This window comes from Photobacterium lutimaris, assembly GCF_003025555.1.
GTDB classification, from domain to species: domain Bacteria; phylum Pseudomonadota; class Gammaproteobacteria; order Enterobacterales; family Vibrionaceae; genus Photobacterium; species Photobacterium lutimaris.
The window spans coordinates 1,028,049-1,046,630 of the sequence record NZ_PYMH01000001.1 but is presented as its reverse complement, the minus strand read 5'-3'; the positions used below and the strand labels follow the sequence as shown (position 1 = coordinate 1,046,630).

15 protein-coding genes are annotated in these 18,582 nt (G+C 46.0%); 11 read left to right on the top strand and 4 right to left on the bottom strand.

The annotated features are described in order from the left end of the window. Nucleotides 1-35 precede the first annotated feature (35 nt). Nucleotides 36-515 (top strand): peptide-methionine (S)-S-oxide reductase, encoded by a 480-nt coding sequence (locus tag C9I99_RS04550; protein ID WP_107347626.1) that lies wholly within the window; start codon nucleotides 36-38, stop codon nucleotides 513-515. Nucleotides 516-649: 134 nt separating this feature from the next. Here C9I99_RS04550 and trmY read toward each other — a convergent pair whose 3' ends face one another. Then, nucleotides 650-1,246, bottom strand: coding sequence for a tRNA (pseudouridine(54)-N(1))-methyltransferase TrmY (trmY, locus tag C9I99_RS04545; protein ID WP_107347625.1), 597 nt, complete (start codon nucleotides 1,244-1,246; stop codon nucleotides 650-652). Nucleotides 1,247-1,524: 278 nt separating this feature from the next. Between trmY and C9I99_RS04540 the strand changes: the two genes are divergently transcribed. Next, on the top strand, nucleotides 1,525-2,172 hold the full coding sequence (locus tag C9I99_RS04540; protein WP_107347867.1) for an HAD family hydrolase: 648 nt from the start codon (nucleotides 1,525-1,527) through the stop codon (nucleotides 2,170-2,172). A gap of 68 nt (nucleotides 2,173-2,240) precedes the next feature. On the opposite strand, the gene C9I99_RS04535 is transcribed toward C9I99_RS04540, so the two are convergent. Next, nucleotides 2,241-3,275, bottom strand: coding sequence for a lactonase family protein (locus tag C9I99_RS04535; RefSeq protein WP_107347866.1), 1,035 nt, complete (start codon nucleotides 3,273-3,275; stop codon nucleotides 2,241-2,243). A gap of 318 nt (nucleotides 3,276-3,593) precedes the next feature. Between C9I99_RS04535 and C9I99_RS04530 the strand changes: the two genes are divergently transcribed. The 7 genes from C9I99_RS04530 (at nucleotide 3,594) to acnA (ending at nucleotide 12,794) form a co-directional block, all read left to right on the top strand. After that, nucleotides 3,594-5,126 carry a phospholipase D family protein gene (locus C9I99_RS04530; protein WP_107347624.1) on the top strand — a complete coding sequence of 511 codons (1,533 nt, stop codon included), beginning with the start codon at nucleotides 3,594-3,596 and terminating at the stop codon, nucleotides 5,124-5,126. A gap of 236 nt (nucleotides 5,127-5,362) precedes the next feature. Then, entirely contained in the window at nucleotides 5,363-5,896 is a 534-nt protein-coding gene (locus C9I99_RS04525) for a thioesterase family protein (protein ID WP_107347623.1), read from the top strand. 247 nt (nucleotides 5,897-6,143) lie between these two features. Further along, nucleotides 6,144-6,404: a hypothetical protein gene (locus tag C9I99_RS04520; protein WP_107347622.1), complete on the top strand. Its 261-nt coding sequence runs from the start codon at nucleotides 6,144-6,146 to the stop codon at nucleotides 6,402-6,404. A gap of 220 nt (nucleotides 6,405-6,624) precedes the next feature. After that, nucleotides 6,625-7,698, top strand: a complete 1,074-nt coding sequence (gene hflK / locus C9I99_RS04515) for an FtsH protease activity modulator HflK (protein ID WP_107347621.1) — start codon at nucleotides 6,625-6,627, stop codon at nucleotides 7,696-7,698. Continuing rightward, nucleotides 7,695-8,684 (top strand): protease modulator HflC, encoded by a 990-nt coding sequence (hflC, locus tag C9I99_RS04510; protein WP_107347620.1) that lies wholly within the window; start codon nucleotides 7,695-7,697, stop codon nucleotides 8,682-8,684. Before hflK ends, hflC begins: the two co-directional genes overlap by 4 nt. 2 nt (nucleotides 8,685-8,686) lie before the next feature. Then, nucleotides 8,687-10,039, top strand: a complete 1,353-nt coding sequence (nhaA, locus tag C9I99_RS04505) for a Na+/H+ antiporter NhaA (protein ID WP_107347619.1) — start codon at nucleotides 8,687-8,689, stop codon at nucleotides 10,037-10,039. A 61-nt stretch (nucleotides 10,040-10,100) separates the two neighbouring features. After that, nucleotides 10,101-12,794 carry an aconitate hydratase AcnA gene (gene acnA, locus C9I99_RS04500; RefSeq protein ID WP_107347618.1) on the top strand — a complete coding sequence of 898 codons (2,694 nt, stop codon included), beginning with the start codon at nucleotides 10,101-10,103 and terminating at the stop codon, nucleotides 12,792-12,794. A 122-nt stretch (nucleotides 12,795-12,916) separates the two neighbouring features. Here the strand turns inward: acnA and C9I99_RS04495 are convergent, their stop codons facing one another. Next, a complete protein-coding gene (locus tag C9I99_RS04495; RefSeq protein ID WP_107347617.1) occupies nucleotides 12,917-13,513 on the bottom strand; it encodes a TetR/AcrR family transcriptional regulator in 597 nt (198 codons plus the stop codon). Between the two features lie 205 nt (nucleotides 13,514-13,718). Here C9I99_RS04495 and C9I99_RS04490 point away from each other — a divergent pair, with 205 nt between their 5' ends. After that, nucleotides 13,719-14,789 carry an efflux RND transporter periplasmic adaptor subunit gene (locus tag C9I99_RS04490; RefSeq protein WP_107347865.1) on the top strand — a complete coding sequence of 357 codons (1,071 nt, stop codon included), beginning with the start codon at nucleotides 13,719-13,721 and terminating at the stop codon, nucleotides 14,787-14,789. Then, nucleotides 14,789-17,836, top strand: a complete 3,048-nt coding sequence (locus C9I99_RS04485) for an efflux RND transporter permease subunit (RefSeq protein ID WP_107347616.1) — start codon at nucleotides 14,789-14,791, stop codon at nucleotides 17,834-17,836. The genes C9I99_RS04490 and C9I99_RS04485 overlap by 1 nt, the downstream gene beginning before the upstream one ends. A gap of 350 nt (nucleotides 17,837-18,186) precedes the next feature. Here the strand turns inward: C9I99_RS04485 and C9I99_RS04480 are convergent, their stop codons facing one another. Further along, nucleotides 18,187-18,561: a hypothetical protein gene (locus tag C9I99_RS04480; RefSeq protein ID WP_107347615.1), complete on the bottom strand. Its 375-nt coding sequence runs from the start codon at nucleotides 18,559-18,561 to the stop codon at nucleotides 18,187-18,189. Nucleotides 18,562-18,582: the final 21 nt, after the last annotated feature.

The following is an 18,582-nucleotide window of genomic DNA, read 5'->3' as shown; positions in this document are numbered from 1 at the left end:
GTAATTAAATCATAATAAAAACTCAGGAGACTGAAATGGAAAAGATTTACTTTGCTGGCGGCTGCCTGTGGGGCGTTCAGGAATTCATGAAACATCTTCCCGGTGTGACATTCACTGAGGCCGGTCGTGCGAACGGCACGACCCATACCACACAAAGTGATTACGATGGTTATGCTGAATGTGTCTTGATCCAATTTGATGCCGAAGTCGTGACAATAAAACAACTAATGGCATTTTTCTTTGAAATCATCGACCCATACAGTATCAACAAGCAAGGCGCTGACGTGGGGCCAAAGTACCGTACGGGAGTGTATAGCCAGAATCCATCGCACCTTGTTCAGGTCCGAGAGTATCTTGACACGCAAAAAGACAAAGAGCGTATCGCTGTTGAAGTGATGCCGCTATCTAATTACGTCAAAAGCGATGAAGAGCATCAAGATCGATTAACGCGTTATCCCAATGACTATTGCCATATTCCGTTAGATCTGTTGCACAAGTATAAGCAAGCTGACTAATTGATAAATAACGGATTTGTGATTTGATATCTGGTAGCGACATTAAATAAAAAGCCTGGGTTGAAACCATTATTATTCGTAGGCTCCAGTCCAGGCTTTTCGATAACTCATTTTCTTCAAGCTATAACCGTTGGTTATTCGCAAAGATCCAGCTCGTTGTGGATCAGTACGACACACTGTGAAGCAAAAATCATCTTTGGTCCAAGGCTGATCTTCTGGGTACCAAGACGCTCTAGGCTCTTATAGGTTTTCTTCGGCATTGGGATATGATCGGTCAACAAGAAACAGACGTTGCCGCTGAATTCTTGTTCGCGAATTGACGCGCCTTTCTTGTCCATCATATATAGCTGGTAATCTTCAGCGAGTTCTTTTACTAACTTTTCAAAGCTCTTGGTTTGAACGGTGATCCCCGGTTCAACTTGACGCTCTTGCTCTTTGGTCATTCCTCGAGAAGCGTCCAATGCTTTGGCCACCTTGGCTAGCAATGCCTGCTCATGAAAGCCACCAATGTTGGTCATCTCATTGGCTACAAAGGTAACGGTACGAGAGAAATCCTGTGTACTTTCCAGTACCAAGTGTACGATGACATCTTCGCGGTGCGATTGCGCCACAAAGATAGAATTCATTAGGGTATGGGCCAAAATTTCGGTGTGAGCTTCTTGGCCAACTGAAGCCAGTAGTTGCTGGCTGTCGGTAGGAGCGGATCTGGCTCGTAATACAAAGGCGCGCATTGAAGGATGTCCTACTGATTAAGTTACTTTTGAATCACAGTTCTTTGTGTACCGACTGACTGTCGGAATACGGAGTTGCGGGATTATCGCACCTTTGTTGGACTATGTAACTGAAATTATGCGTGCGAAGGGCCTTTGGCGCTGCAACTGGTGGTAAAAGGGCCAAACTCGACTTAGACGGAAATAGGGCAGAGAGTCGTTTCCATATCCGTTTTTATAGCTAAATCATCGTGCATTGTGTCAAAATGCGTTGTCTCCACCAAAAAGTCTGTGAAGTAATGAATTATCAAGCTGCTATTTTCGACATGGATGGCTTGCTTCTCGATACTGAGCGCGTTTGTATGCGTATCTTTAAAGAAGCTTGTGCAGTACAAAATCTGCCATTCCATGAAGATGTTTATCTTTCTATTATTGGTTGTAATGCTGCGAGCATTGACGTCATCTTTCGTAAAGCCTATGGCGATGACTTAGACCGCCTGCATGATGAATGGCGCACGCGTTATAATGCAGTGGTAAAACATCAGGCGATCCCCTTAAAAGAAGGCGTGATTGAGCTATTGGAGTGGTTGAAAGCGCAGGGCACACCGATTGCTGTCGCGACGTCTACCGCTCATGAAGTTGCCACGAAAAAATTAGAGCTGGCTGGTTTGGCGAAGTACATTGATAACCTCACAACCGGTTGTGAAGTGGCGAATGGCAAACCTCATCCAGAGATCTACCAACTGGCGGCTAGCCGCTTAAATGTTGAACCTCAACATTGTCTGGCCTTTGAAGATTCGAACAATGGTGTCAGATCGGCTGTTGCAGCCAACATGATGACGTTTCAGATCCCTGATTTGGTTGAACCGTGTGACGAAGTACGCCAGTTCGGTCATGCGATTGTGCCTTCGCTTCACGAAGTACTTGCCAAGCTGAAAACGGCATAATTAATGCCTCTGTGAATCCACAGAGGCATATTCTATTTGCTTATTCTTTCCCTACGATAGCGAATACTTCAATGAGTCACTTCCGCTAAACACACTGGTGCATCAACGCTGCATTGATATCCCGTTGGTGTTATTTCTCCCGTCTCTACACTGCGCTTAAAGCTGGCGATAGTATTCGAATGCTGATTGGCTACGATGAGCCATTGTCCGTTTTCAGATATGGCAAAGTCTCTCGGGAACTGCCCCTGACAGTCATAAACATCAAGTATGACTGGCTCTTCACTGGAGACATCAAACGCACAGATCTTGTTTTGAGCGCGACAAGAGACGTATAAGAACCTCTCATCGGCAGAAAGGCGAACAGCTGATGCGGCCTCGCCATTTTCAGCATTACTTAATAGTTCGCATTGATGCGTGATCGCCCAAATGCCGTCAGTTTTAGTGAGTACAACGAGCGTTTCAGATAATTCACAGACCACATAGGCATGTGTTTCGTATTGGTTGAATACTAGATGCCGGGGCCCCGAGCCAGCAGGCATAGCGATGCTTTGCCCGAGCGTGAATGTGTGTTTGCCACTCTTTGTGTCACAGTCATAAAACCGAATACGATCAGAACCAAGATCGACGATAGCTAATTGATTCGAATGTTTAAGGAAGGTCACTTGATGCGCATGAGGGGAGAGCTGACGATCTTTGTTTGGCCCGTTCCCCCCTTCGTATAAGTCAGCAATAGCCTGCAATGGTCGGCCATCTTCGTCTATTAGATAAACCACTACATTTCCAGAACCATAATTCGCCACGGCGAGATAGGGGTTTTTTATATCGAGATGACAAGGAAAATCCCCCGCAATGGGAAGATAGATATTCCCCATGCGCGAAGAGAATTGCAGAGCTGCGCCTTCTTGTTGTGAGATTTCACTAAAGCTGTAAAGTCCTTTGCTCGTCGTGGTGAGATAAGAGGGATTACGTAATGATACGAGCTCGTTCTGGCGGGTAATCTCACCGGTCATGGGGTCTAGGGTGATGTGAGCAATGCCTTCGCTAGTACTTGGTGTGTCGGTGTAAGTACCAACATAGAAGTGCAGGTGGTTTAACGTTGTCATGATGAAGCCTGAAAGAAAAATAAAACCTGCCGTTACCATGCCGTGTAGCCATTCAGACAGCAATCTTTTATGCCAATCAATTAGTTAAACTGTGAGGAGGTTGTCTGCTACAAATGCAAATCCAGTGCGTTACTTGCACTGCTGGCAATTCATCTTCCGATGAGACTTTGCTGTGAGCTTGGCGGTAGCGTATTAGAGGGATTATGGGGGTAGAGTAATAACTCAATAGCGATGTTAGCTGGCTAGTTTGATATACTAAATTTTTATGGATAGATAGAACCAGAACTGGTTACTCGAAGTAAATAGGAAGTCTAATAAATGCAAGTGCTCCAACGCATTAGTGCCATCATGTTCGCCGTTGCAATTCTTAACGGCTGTGCGTCCCTTCCCAAGGAAATTGAGCACCCAACTGAGCCGTCAGTCCCGGCATTGAGTAGTACATTGTCAGATTTGGTTGACACCGCTCGGCCGGAGCAATCTAAACAAGGAACGAGTGCTGTTCTGCTACAGGATACTGGCTGGGATGCACTGGCTCAGCGACTGGCACTTATCGAGAGTGCTGAACACAGCATCGATATACAGTATTACATATGGAACTCAGACAATTCGGGTAAATACCTAGCCAAACGTATCATCGCGGCTGCAGATCGCGGTGTGAAAGTCCGTATCATGCTCGATGATATCAATCTCGACGAACGAGAGGATTTGCTGACGGCACTTGATTCACATCCTCATATACAGATCCGCATCTTCAACCCAATTCCTACCCGTCGTGGTGTAACCAAGTGGCTAAACTTTTTAGGGGATTTTGATCGCTTAAACCGTCGTATGCACAATAAGTCCTTTACTGTTGATGGTGCTATGTCGATTGTGGGCGGGCGTAATATTGGTGATGAATACTTTGATCTTTCAGATGAAATTAATTTCCGTGACCGAGATGTGCTGGTGATAGGATCTGTGGTTACTGATATTCAAGCGAATTTTGGGGAGTATTGGGGGAGTCGTTGGGCATACCCTGTCAGTTTGTTGGGAGGGGAAGCCACAACAGAATTGCCTAAGCTAGATAACATTGTTGCTCCTAGTTCCAAGTCTTACCCTTCATTACCGGAGGGAAGTGACGTCGCAAATACCTTCCTTAAAGACTTGATGGATGAGATGACTTGGGTTGAAGCGCGTTATATTTCTGATCAGCCCATACCTGTTGATGTTGATAACACCAACAAGCCAAAAGAGACGGCTAGGTTCTTAGCTAAGCTCTCTCATTTGTCTCAGCAAGAAATTGTAGTGGAATCGGCCTATTTGATATTTGATGATCGCCAGCTTGGTATGCTGGCGCTATTAATCAATGATGGTATTCAGGTAAAAGCACTCACCAATTCAATGGTCTCTAATGATCTCGTGACTAATCATTCTGGTTATGCGGGCCGGCGACACGACATGCTTGATCATGGCATCCAGCTGTTTGAGTTAAAACCAGAGGCGCAATTGTGTGTGGAGTCTACGCGAGACGAGTCAAAGTGCGCCCCAACTACAGCCTACGGCCTTCATGCAAAGTCTGTTGTTTTTGACCGAAAAGTGGCAGTTATTGGCTCTTTTAACTTCAACTTACGCTCAACCTACCTTAATACAGAGTCGATTCTGGTGATTGAAGATGAGCGTATCGCTAAAGGTCTGGCTGATGATATCGAGAGGGCGATGAGCGAAGATAATAGCTGGCGGCTTAACCTGGATAACGGTGACATCCGTTGGTATTCCGGTATGGAGAGCTGGGACAGCGAACCAGAAGCAGGTCGCTGGGAACGACTTCAATCTCGTTTTTTGCAGTTCTTCCCGATAGAAAAATACTTATGAACTAATTGTTCAAGTTAACTTACCTAAGATTGCCAACGGCCACGACTATGCGTTGGCATATTGGTATACCATTTGATTGCTGTTACCCATCAGTGATGGGCCTATAGCCCAAGTTTGGTAATAATTTCTTGAGCTTAGATTTTTTGCTCTACTTTTTTGTAACAAATGCCATCATTACTGTTACATTAAGCATTGGACACTTAGAAAAGAAATAACAGTTTAAGGAAGAGCTGATTATGTACCCGTTTATACGTTTAGCAAAAGTATTGTGGCAAGCCAAGCGCAACTCTCCGGTTCATATTACGGATAAAAATGAAATATCATTCTCATGTCATCCATGGGACCTCGATATTTTTAATGAAATGAACAATGGCCGCGTGCTCACCCTTTATGATTTGGGTCGGACTGAGCTGGGTATTCGGTGTGGGTTGATGAAGGTATTGGCAAGAAAGCGTTGGGCTTTAGTCGTCGCTGGTAGCTCAGTGCGCTATCGCAAACGTATTCATATGCTTCACAAAGTGAAAATGTACACACAGTGCGTAGGTTGGGACGACAAGTGGTTGTATGTCGAGCAATCTATGTGGGTCGATGGAAAGCCGTGCTCCTCTGTCTTGATTCGAGCCGGTGTGACCTCTAAAAGTGGCTTGGTTTCACCTCTTCAATTACTTGAAGCAATGGGCGAACAGGTTGAAACGCCAATTTTACCTCAATGGGTTACTGAGTGGATTGATTCTGAGCAGCACAGGCCTTGGCCACCGATCGGTCAATAAACTAAATCGGAGGAAAGTGCGGAGAGCTGATTTAAATAGCAGCAAACTAGTTTCTGCCAAAATTTATATTATTGGTTAATGTTGTCGAATGTAAGTGGTGGCGCTAGGCATGGCCTGAAAGTAGCTCTCCCATGCAGATACTGTCTAGGTTTATTTGATTTTATCACGCGTACTGCGTTTAAATTCACCTAAACTTACTCTTATGTAGCGAGAAATATTTCTGAACATAGCTGCATAAAGGGAAATAATGGGAAATATAGTTGTTTATTATATGCTTAGCCATGTGACTAAAAATGAAGAGCAGGAGAGAATCACTGCACAATTAAAAAAAGCTGGCTTTGAAGGAACATTAAAAGTTTACGATTTAGGAGGGGGAAGTAAAACCTCCAGTAATCTTGTCGTAAAAGGTATCTATCAAGGTAAGAGATGTTGCTGTGCTGTAGGTTATGAGCGTAAAAGAAATAATTTAATTATTAGGAAAATATGGAGTGAACATATAGAAGCGTGAAATGCATATTGTTGAAGTGCAAATTATTCTTTATTGACGTATATAATTCTGAGTTAATAAAGTGTGCTGTGTCATTAAAATTAATTACAGCTGATGATACGCTGATTGGGAATTACAGATATTCTATCTTTATTTCCCCCACTAACTTGATAAATCACTCAAAGCAAACCAAACTCTACATGGAAGATATTTTCTTGCCAAATTATTGAAGGCAAATGTCATGCCAGAGCCCAATGACTTCCCCTCTCCTGGCACCCCGTCAGGACAAGAAGTACAATCGCCTGCCCATATTGGTAATCTTATTAAAAAACGTGCTAGAACAATAAAGCAGTTGCTTCCCCGTAGCGATCTGAGAAGCGTAGCTGGGCTCGTTTTTTTTGTGATAGCAGCGGTGAGTTTCTGGCAGGCTGTCTACACTGTGCCTAGTGATTCCGTAGCCGTCGTGCAACGATTTGGTAAATTTCATTCAGTAATACCGCCAGGTTTACATTTCAAACTACCGCTTGGTGTTGATATTGCGACGATTGTTCCTGTTAAGCGTCAATTAAAACAAGAGTTTGGCTTTATTACGCCAGGGGCAAATGACCCTTACCAAAACACAGATGATAGTGATGGTGAACTTGAAACACAGATGGTCACCGGTGATTTAAATGCCGCGTTGGTAGAGTGGGTAGTGCAATATCGCATTGCCGAGCCCATTAAGTTTTTGTTCGAGGTTCGTGACCCTAGCGCTACCCTTCGTGATGTCTCCGAGTCTGTCATGAGAGAGGTCGTCGGTGATCGCACCGTTGACGAAGTTATTACCATTGGTCGGCAAGAGATTGAATCAGAAGCACTCGTTAAGATGCAGTTACTTGCCACGAAATATGTAATGGGAATTAATATTGATCAGGTTCAACTCAAAAATATTAATCCGCCCAAACCCGTTCAGGAATCGTTTAACGAAGTTAATCAGGCTCAGCAAGAAAAAGAAAAACTCATTAATGAGGCGCGGAGGGATTACAACAAAGTCATCCCGCTGGCTGAAGGGGAGAAGGATCAGCGGATCCGTGAAGCGGATGGGTATCGACTGAAAAGAATCAATGAAGCAGAAGGTGATGCTGCCCGGTTTACTGCTTTGTTAATCCAGTACAGCAAAGCACCGGACGTGACACGTCGACGGATATATATTGAAACCATGCAGGCAATTTTGCCCTCCATTCAGTCCAAAATCATCATTGATGAACAAACCCGCAGCATTTTACCTTTTCTAGATCTCAAAGCCGTTCAAGAAAAACTAGGCGAGTCACCATGAAAAAATTCAGGTCTGTGATTGTACTTGTCATTATCGTTTTCATTGCGCTTGCTGTGAAGGGGTCACTCTATACGGTGAGTGAGGTTGAACAGGTCATTATTACTCAGTTTGGTAAACCGGTGGGAGAGCCGATAACGGAAGCGGGGCTCAATGTGAAAATCCCATTTATACAAGATGTTAATGCCATCGATAAACGGGTACTGGAGTGGGATGGGGATCCCTCCGATATGCCGACAAAAGATAAACTGTATATATCGGTCGATTTGTTTGCGCGTTGGCGGATAACGGATCCGTTACAGTACTTTCTTCGTTTGCGTGATGAGCGGAGTGCGCAGTCTCGATTGGATGACATTTTAGGCAGTGAAACCCGTAATGCGGTGGCGAAACATGAATTGATTGAAATTATTCGTACCACTCAACATCGACAACCTTTACGTGATGTACTGTTGATTGAACCTGAACGTGATTTAACGCTGGGTAATTTAGTGCCGATCCAAAAAGGGCGGCAGGTGGTAGAAAATGAAATATTTTCCGCCGCAGCAGACAAAGTTCGCGTCTTTGGTATTGAGTTGTTGGATATCCGCTTTAAGCGTATTAACTACAACGCAAGTGTGAGGCCAAAAATTTATGACCGTATGATCAGTGAACGTCGTCAGATCGCCGAGAGATTTCTATCTGAAGGTAATGGTGAGGCTGCCAGAATTCGAGGTAATCGAGTACGGGATTTAAATAAAATTCAATCAGAAGCATATCGTCAGGTAGAAGAAATAAGAGGTTTGGCTGACGCAAAAGCGGCAGAGATTTATGCTCGGGCATATAATCAAAATCCACAAGCGGTGAGCTTGTATGAGTTTACACGCACCATGCAAGCCTACCGGTCGATCATGACAGAGAATACTACGTTAATATTGTCGACTGATAGTGACTTATTTAAATATCTCAAGGGGGTACACCCAGCGGAAGCAATTAAACTGACGCCGGAATAACAATGAAAAAAACGGCCTTTCGACCCCATGAACGGGGGCATCCCACCCAGTTGCCCAAAGAATATGTTGATTGGTTAACACAGCCGATAACGCGATTTCTACGTATTGAAGCCGCAGCAGGCGCAGTACTGTTATTTTTCACGATTACCGCTTTAGTGCTGTCTAACTCCCTTTGGGCGGAGGAATTCTTATCGCTATGGGACACACCGATAGGGATATCGGCGGGAGAGGTTGAGTTTACGCGATCGCTTCGAGAGTGGATTAACGATGCATTGATGACATTGTTTTTCTTTTTGGTCGCACTGGAGCTTAAGCGTGAAATTGTATTGGGAGAATTGAAAAAACCGCGTTTAGCGATGTTGTCTATAGCAGGGGCTGTGGGAGGGATGTTGATTCCTGCATTACTCTATCTGGCTCTTCAGTCGGGGCAGCCTGGACAGAATGGCTGGGGAATCGTGATGGCAACAGATACCGCATTTGTCATTGCTTGCCTTATCCTGCTTGGCCCTCGAATACCGAAAAGCTTGCGGATATTTATGCTTTCACTTGCGATTATCGATGACATCGGCGCCATTGTTGTTGTGGCCGTCGGTTACGGGGAAGACATTCATTTCCCTTATATTGGGCTATCGGTGATAGGGTTTGTGGTTGTCAAAATCATGGGGATGCTTGGAATACGAAGTATTGTCGTGTACTTGCTAATTGGCGCCCTTATTTGGCTTACGGTTGATGCCTCCGGTGTGCATCCCACTGTGACTGGGGTGATATTAGGGCTGATGACGCCAACGGAACGTTGGGTTAGCGAAGCGCGTTTACTGACGATAATGGAATGTGTGGTGCCATCGCCAAGTCAGCGTGGTGTTTTTAGTATTGACCGCAAAGTGTTAAAAACTGCTGAGGCTGCTGCCCGCGAAGGACTTTCCCCGGTGGAGCGGTTGGAAATGTTACTTCATCCATGGATAGGGTTTGTGGTGATGCCATTATTTGCTTTTGCTAATGCTGGGGTTCCGTTTTCTTTTTCCGAAATGTCTGGTTCTTTGTACGTCGCGGTTGTTGTGGGGCTCGTTATAGGAAAGCCGGTAGGTATTATTTTATTCAGTGGATTAGCAATCTGTACTGGCGTGGCGATACGTCCGCCAGATCTCCGTTGGCCATATATACTTGCGGGCGGGATGCTTGCCGGAATTGGCTTTACGATGTCGCTCTTTATTGCCCATTTGGCTTTGAGTCCCGCGTTAGTCAACGCCGCTAAACTCGGTATTTTATCGGCGTCGGTATTTTCTGCATTGATGGGGATAGCATTGTTAAGTTGGCTTTTGAAGCGGGATGCTCAGAACAATCAAGGTGAGGCATAGTCTTGCATAGCCTGAGTAACGAAACCGCCGCTTTGATTGTGCGGTTACAGAGGAAACGACGATGATCCCCGATAACGAACATGCATGGCGTCAACGCTATCTGCAGTCACTCACTTTGAATGGCAAAGAATATGCTTATTGGTCATTGAAAATGCTGGCCAATGATTATCAAATAGACTTGTCTCATTTGCCGCTGGTTACCCGGTTGTTTCTTGAAAATGTGATGCGGCACTATGACGATCATGCCACTACTTCGGCCATTGTCTCGGCGCTTTGTGCAAAAAACAATAACGCAGATGATGACATTGAACTGTCTTTTTATCCCAGTCGTGTGCTGATGCAAGATTATACCGGTGTACCGGCATTGGTTGATCTGGCGGCAATGCGGGATGCGATCTTTCAAGCTGGCGGTGATCCGCAGAAAATTAATCCAATGTGTGATGTCGATTTGGTCATCGACCATTCAGTCATTGCGGATAAAGCCGGCCAGCATTCGGCATTAAACATTAATCGGCAACAGGAAATGCGACGAAATCAGGAGCGATATCAGTTCTTGAAATGGGCGCAAAGTGCCTTTGATAATCTAACGGTTATTCCCCCTGGGCGAGGGATTTGTCATCAGGTCAATCTGGAATATTTAGCTCAGGTCGTACGGGATGAGCAGGGGGTACTAATCCCCGATTCACTGGTTGGTACAGATAGTCACACCACTATGATTAACGGGCTGGGTGTGCTGGGGTGGGGTGTCGGCGGGATAGAAGCTGAGGCGGCGATGCTTGGTCAGCCGGTCAGTTTAAATCTTCCCCATATTGTCGGTGTTCAACTTGAGGGGAAATTAAAAGAAGGGATCACCGCCACTGATCTGGTGTTAACCATTACTGAGCGGTTGAGAGCGTACGGCGTTGTTGGCAAATATGTTGAATTTTATGGCTCAGGCGTCTTAAACCTGACTGTCGCAGATCGGGCGACCTTATCGAATATGGCACCGGAGTATGGCGCTAACTGCGGGATCTTTCCGGTGGATGAAAAAGTCATTGCGTATTTGCAGCTTACCAACCGCCCGCTCTCATTAATCGAAAGGGTGCGAGCCTACGCGATGGCGCAGGGGTTATGGTATGACACAGATACGCTAAGTCCGAATTACGCGGAAACCGTGCACATTGATTTGTCAGTGATTGAAGCTTCAATGGCAGGCCCCAAACGCCCCCAGGATCGCCTCGCGCTGAGCGCGATAAAACACGTAACACAAGCGCACATTGAATTAATGGGGCAGAAAGTCACTGACGACAAATGTCGTGGTGAATCACCTCATACCTTAACAAATGGGGATGTTGTGATTGCGGCAATCACCTCCTGCACCAACACCTCCAATCCTACTGTTATGTTAACCGCAGGCCTGCTCGCAAAAGCTGCCGTAGAGAAAGGGTTGTCGGTACCATCTTATGTGAAGACATCTTTGGCGCCAGGCTCTCAGGCAGTTGCACGATACTTGGATGATACCGGGTTGCAAGTCTACCTTGATGGTTTGGGTTTCCAACGTATCGGGTTTGGTTGCACAACTTGCATCGGTAATTCTGGACCACTTAACGGTGAGCTTGAGGCTGACATCGAGCAACAACAATTGAGCGTTTGCGCAGTGCTCTCGGGCAACCGTAATTTTGAGGGACGCATACACCCCGCCGTGAGTCTCAACTGGCTGGCATCTCCGCCACTTGTTATTGCCTTTGCGCTGGTCGGCCATACGCGGATTGATTTGCAAAAAGACCCCATTGCAACCAATGATGAGGGAGAAGACATTTACTTACGCGACTTATGGCCAACGGATGCAATGATCGATCATGCTTTACGCCAAGTCACACAACATCAGTTCAGGCTAAGTTACAAAGATATAGAGAAAGGGGATAACCATTGGCAAAGCTTAACGATGAAGAATAGCATCTGCTATCCGTGGGATCCTGCGTCAACGTACATTCAGCGTCCGCCTTTCTTTGAGCGGGAAAGCAATCACAAACCGGTTCAATCTGCTCGGATATTGGCTATTCTTGGTGACTCCATTACCACCGACCATATTTCTCCTGCTGGCCAGATTGCAGCGCAAAGTCCGGCAGGGCTTTATCTACGCTCTCATCATGTGTCTCAAGCTGATTTTAATAGCTATGGTGCGCGTAGAGGGAATCATGAAGTGATGGTGCGCGGCACGTTTGCCAATCGGCGAATACAGAACAAAATGGTGATACCGGAGATTGGAGGAGTAACTCGCTATTATGGCTCGATCGACTCACATCATGGTGACGGTTTGCCTATAGCAGAGCTGCCATCGGTGATCACGGTATATGACGCGAGTCAACAGGCCATCGCTGATGACATACCGTTAGTGGTTTTTGCGGGTAAAGAATACGGTACAGGATCGAGTCGAGATTGGGCCGCCAAAGGGTGTCTGTTGCAGAATGTAAAAGCGGTAATAGCAGAGTCTTTCGAAAGAATTCATCGCAGTAATCTTGTGGGGATGGGCGTTTTACCGCTGCAAATTGCCTCTCAAGATAGGGGCAGTGTCCAGTTGCTTAGTGGTCGAGAAAGCGTTTCAATCGCTTTAAAACACGAACTTCACCCACGGCAAGATATCAATATCGTGCTGAGGGATATTGATGGTTCAACGTTACAAATATCGGCCATACTCAGAATTGATAACCAGCGAGAACTGGATTATTTCAACGCAGGGGGCGTGCTACGTTATATTGCCAATAGGTTTATTTGACGTAATTGTGAGTTTACGTGTTGGTACATTCGCTTTCAGATCGCCAACATCAATGTTGCCGAGGCCACCGATCGGTTCATGACGCCACGGTTACTCTTGATTTTTCGTTGAGTCCAACCACGTTATGGCTTGGAAAAAGCGCGCAGTACCGTGGTCACAATGGTATTGATTTTCAACTCTAATTCATCGCCAGCAGGTAGTGGCAATATATCTAATACCTGCGGCCAAAAAAGCTGACCCTGCAACAGGCTGACGTAAACACTGGTTATTGTCTGCACGTCTGTTGCAAATAGCTTTTCAGCTTTCATAGCCTGCTCAAACCAATGGCTTACAGCTTGTGTATGGTACAAACGTTGCGTGATTGATTTCGCGAGTTCAGGTTGTCGGAAAAACTCCATAAGGATAGTGCGAGACAGTTCAATACCATAGGTTTCGTAAATTATCTTCACTTCTAAATGAGTGATCGTGCGGAGTTGTTCATCAAGCGGTTGGTTCGCATCGAACAAGTATTGCTCTTGCTCTGCCGACTTTTCTTTAATGTCAGTGAGTACCGCCTCAAATAATAACTCTTTACTTTCAAAGTGACGGTAAAGGGTTCGCTTAGAAACCTCGGCGGATCGGCAGATATTATTCATGTTGGCCGCCAAAAAACCATTCTCAATAAACTCCTGCTTTGCTGCCTTAATGATGGCTAACCTTTTTTGTTCTGAACGTGTCATCTATTCATTCCGTGATGGTTTTCACTGAGTTTAGCAACGTATTGCCATAAGGTAAACTCACGGGTTTACTTTGTGTTTATCCTGCACTAGAATCCGCCGAATTCGTTGTACAGATTTTAAACGCTCCGTTTTCGGGGCGTATTCTTGACTTTCCTATTTGGAGAATGCTGTGAAAAACACGCACAAAGTCGTTTCGGGACGCGCGATGAAGTTGTTAGCAGTAGCTGTCGGCTTGTCGGTAGCGAGCGTATCGTTGGTTGGTTGCGGGCAGGAAGTTGTTTCTTCGGTTGCCGAGCCTATAGTCAGGCCGGCACTGATAGAAGTTGTCTCATCTACACGGAGCGATAGCCTTAGTTTTAATGGCGTTGTCCGTGCCGCTGAGCGTGCTGATCTTTCTTTCCGAATTGGTGGCCGATTGACAGAGTTGCTTGTCAGCGAAGGCGACCGTGTACGAAAAGGACAGTTGTTGGCTCGTCTTGATGAACGAGATGCAGCAACAGCACTTGCTTCGTCGAAAATCGAACTGAAAAACACAGAAGCAGAATACCTGCGTGCTAAAGCGATATATGACAAGAGCAAAGCGATTTCGAAAAGCCAATTAGATGAGATCACAACTCGCTATGGTTTGGCGAAAAACCGTCGGGACGAAGCACAGCGTCAGTTGGACTACACACGTATCACAGCGCCATTCGATGGCATTATCGGTCGTCGTTTTGTTGATAATTTCGTGCAGGTACAAGCCAATAACCCGGTGTTTACCTTGCACAACATCGATAATTTGGAGGTGGTAATTCACATCCCAGATAGTGTCATGCTATCGAATGTGAGTGGTACTGAAGCGAAAGCGGAAATTAGCGCCATCCCAAACCATTTATTTGATCTTTCATTGAAAACGTTCGCCACTCAGGCCGATCCGATCAGTCAAACTTATCCGGTGGTATTAGGTTTCAGTGATCTACAAGGGTATCGAGTCTTACCGGGAATGACAGTGAAAGTGATCCCCGTTGAATCTGGTGGGCACTACCAAAACTCAACGTTCACCTTGCCCATTGTTGCTATTGTGCCTGATAACCAAGGTAAACAATTTGTTTGGGTCGTGTCAGCTGATAACACTGTTAGCAAGCGCTATGTCGAGGTTGGTGCGCTAAGTCGTGACCGCATCGTGATCACCGCAAATTTGACTACCGGTGAACAAGTGGTTGTTGCGGGTACTGCAAGCTTAGAGGACGGCATGGAAATCCGCCCCATGAGCAATGGACATAACGAGGACAAGTGATGAATATTGCTCGTTATACGCTTGCTAAGCGCACCAGTGTATGGGTTCTCATCGGCCTGATACTGATAGGTGGCTATATTAGCTATTTGAAGTTGGGGCGATTTGAAGATCCTGAATTTATTATTCGTCAGGCTGTGATTAATACCGCTTATTCAGGTGCTACTGCGCAAGAAGTCTCAGATGAAGTTACTGATGTTATTGAAGGGGCTGTCCAGTCCTTACAGGAACTGAAGGAGGTAAAGTCGGTCTCGAAGCAGGGCATGTCTGAAGTGACGGTCGAAATTAAGCTTGAGTTCGCAAAAAGCGGTGCGGAGTTACAGCAGGTATGGGACAAGCTACGGCGCAAGGTAGCTGATGCTCAGCGCCAATTGCCGCCGGGAGCCGGGCCTTCGATAGTGAATGACGACTTTGCCGATGTGTATGCGCTGTTTTTTGCCGTAACAGGTGACGGTTTTAGCGACAAACAACTTCAAGATTATGTCGATGGTCTGCGCCGTGAGTTGGTGCTCGTGCCGGGTGTCGCGAAAACAGCAACGTTGGCTGAACGTCAGGAAACGATTTTTGTTGAGATCTCCAGTGAGCGTCTAGCGTCATTTGGTGTATCGGCTCAGCAGGTATTCCAAGTACTGCAGAAGCAAAACCTTGTCACAGTCGCCGGTGCTATTGACACGTCAGAGATGCGTATTCCCGTTATTCCCGTGTCCAACATCCGTACCTTTGATGATTTGCGAAATTTGCAGGTTGGTGTCGGGCAGGACAATACCGTCATGCGCCTTGGCGACATCGCCAAAGTCACGCGTGGGTATCAAGAGCCGGCAAGTATGCTCATGCGTTACAACGGTCAGCGTGCCGTGGGGCTTGGTATCTCGAATGTTACCGGTGGCAATGTCGTTGATATGGGGGATGCGGTAAAAGAACGATTGGCCGAACTTGAGAGTCAGCGCCCGATAGGGATGGAATTGCACGTTATCTCAATGCAGTCTGATTCGGTTCGTGATTCGGTCGCAAACTTCATTGATAACTTAATTGCCGCCGTTGCAATTGTTTTTGTCGTCTTACTGCTGTTTATGGGGCTGCGGTCAGGCTTAATCATCGGCTTTGTGCTGTTGCTTACCGTCGCGGGCACACTGTGTATCATGCTTATCGAAGACATTGCGATGCAGCGTATTTCATTGGGTGCTTTGATTATCGCCCTGGGTATGCTGGTGGATAATGCGATTGTGGTTACGGATGGTATTTTGGTTCGCCTGCAACAAGAACCGGATCAAGACAAAGAGCTGATAGTGTCAGAGGTTGTCGATGCGACCAAATGGCCATTGCTGGGGGGTACTGTCGTGGGTATTTTTGCCTTCAGTGCGATTGGACTGTCACCGTCAGATATGGGGGAATATGCCGGCTCGCTGTTTTGGGTCATTCTTTATTCCATGCTCTTGAGCTGGGTCTTTGCCGTTACCGTGACACCAATGTTGTGTTATGACTTTTTAAGAGTTAATGCGGTGAAAGGGAAGGCTAGTACCAGTCGGATGATGGCCGTGTACAAAACGGTATTAATGTGGGTATTACAACATCGCATCTCTACCGTGTTGATGCTTTTAGTGTTACTAGCGTCGGCGGTTTACAGCTTACGGTATGTTCCACCTGGATTTATGCCTGAGTCGCAACGGCCGCAGTTTGTGGTTGATGTTTATTTGCCTCAAGGTTCCGATATTCGGCGAACAGAGCAATTGGTCGCCAATATTGAGCAAGATGTGAGTGCTAAAGAAGGGGTGACAAACATCAGCAGCTTTATTGGTGGTGGTGGCCTTCGCTTTATGCTTACGTATGCGCCGGAAGCACGTAATAGCAGTTATGGCCAGTTGTTGATTGATATCGATGATTACACCAAGATCGCACCCTTGTTAGTTGAGTTGCAACGTGAGTTGGCCGCTAAGTACCCGGATGCGTCGATAAAAGTTTGGAAATTTATGTTGGGCCGCGGCGGAGGCAAGAAAATTGAAGCCGGGTTCAAAGGCCCAGACAGCCATGTTTTGCGCCAATTAGCCGAACAAGCAAAAGCGATAATGCATGCCGATAGCAATATTATCGCGATACAAGATGACTGGCGTGAGCAAGTACCTGTGTTGCGGCCGGTATATTCTTCAGAAAAGGCTCAGCGCTTTGGATTAACGACACAAGAGATCAACCAAGCCATTGCACAAACGCTGTCAGGTCAAAATGTGGGTGTATACCGTGAAGGAGATGACTTAATCCCGATTGTTGTTCGTTCGCCAGAAAATGAGCGTAATCATCAACGTGCGGTTGAAAACACCGAGGTTTATAGTTCAACGTCTGGTGGTTTTATTCCAGTGAGCCAATTGGTCGATTCGGTGAATGTTCAGTGGCAAGATGCAATTTTACGTCGTATCAACCGTATGCCAACCATTTTGGTACAAGGTGATCCAGCTCCAGGCGTGTTGACGGCGGATGCGTTCAATGGTGTGCGAACTCACATTGAGGCCATTGATTTACCGCCGGGTTATGAGCTTATTTGGTATGGGGAGTATAAAGCGTCAAAAGATGCCAACGAAGGTCTTGTGATTTCAGCGCCTTATGGCTTTGCCGCAATGATCCTATCGGTGATCTTTATGTTTAATGCCATCCGTCAGCCCTTGGTCATTTGGCTCACTGCGCCACTTGCGGTTATTGGGGTCGCTATAGGTTTGATTGTCTTCCAGACTCCGTTTGAGTTTATGGCAATCCTCGGCTTCTTAAGCTTAATCGGTATGATGGTCAAAAACGCAATTGTCCTTGTTGATCAGGCTGACATGGAGATTGGGCAAGGTAAAACGCCTTATTTAGCGATCATCGATGCGGCTACAAGCAGGGCTAGGCCGGTGCTGCTCGGTGCACTGACGACAATCTTGGGTGTGGCACCACTGCTTATTGACCCGTTTTTTAAGAGTATGGCTGTGACCATTATGTTCGGCTTGTTGTTTGCAACGGTTTTAACTCTGGTGGTTATTCCGTTGTTTTACGCCCTATTTTTTAAGGTTAGGGTGGAGAGCTAAACCAGTTTAAATAGTAGCGACAAGAAAACGAAAGGCGAACCATCCGGTTCGCCTTTTTTATCTTCAAGTCAGCCTCAGTTTGACTTATTTGTGCCCCGAAATGAGTTTCGTTCGATTTACATCACGAGTTACGGTATGAGGTTTGACCTAAGTTTTCTTATACATGTAATGTCTATAAAGTTCAGGCTTTACGCACCACCTAAGTAAGAGAGCTAAAAGGCCAAAGCCAGACATCAAGGTTACCTCTTATTTAGTGAACTTAACTTTGGTCTTGATAAAATGGTTGAATGCGAAAACACTCGGCATATACCGAGTGCTTTTTGTTTGTGCTATCCGAACTGAATAACCGTTTAAACTTGCTTACGAACCTGCAACACGCTCAGTACCGATAGTGAAAGGAAAAACGCAGGATCACTCCAACCAAAGCCAACAAAGATACCTGTGAAAGCCGCATACAGTGTGATGATCGCCCCAAGCATATTGGTGACAACCAGACCTAGGATGAGCTTTTTGGCGCTGATTCCCGCTTCAATATCTCGTAATAACCAAGTTATCGCTGCGATGCCGCCAAGAAAGATACTGGTGTGCTGAGAGAGAAAATACGCGTATTTATCATTGATCTCTACGCCGTACATTGGCCATAAGACAGTGGGTAAGAAAAACAGCGCTAAGGCAAACCCTGCGTATATGATGCCGTGTAGGCTTAAAAACGTTTTATTGTGCATAACATTTGGTCTCTCTCGTGC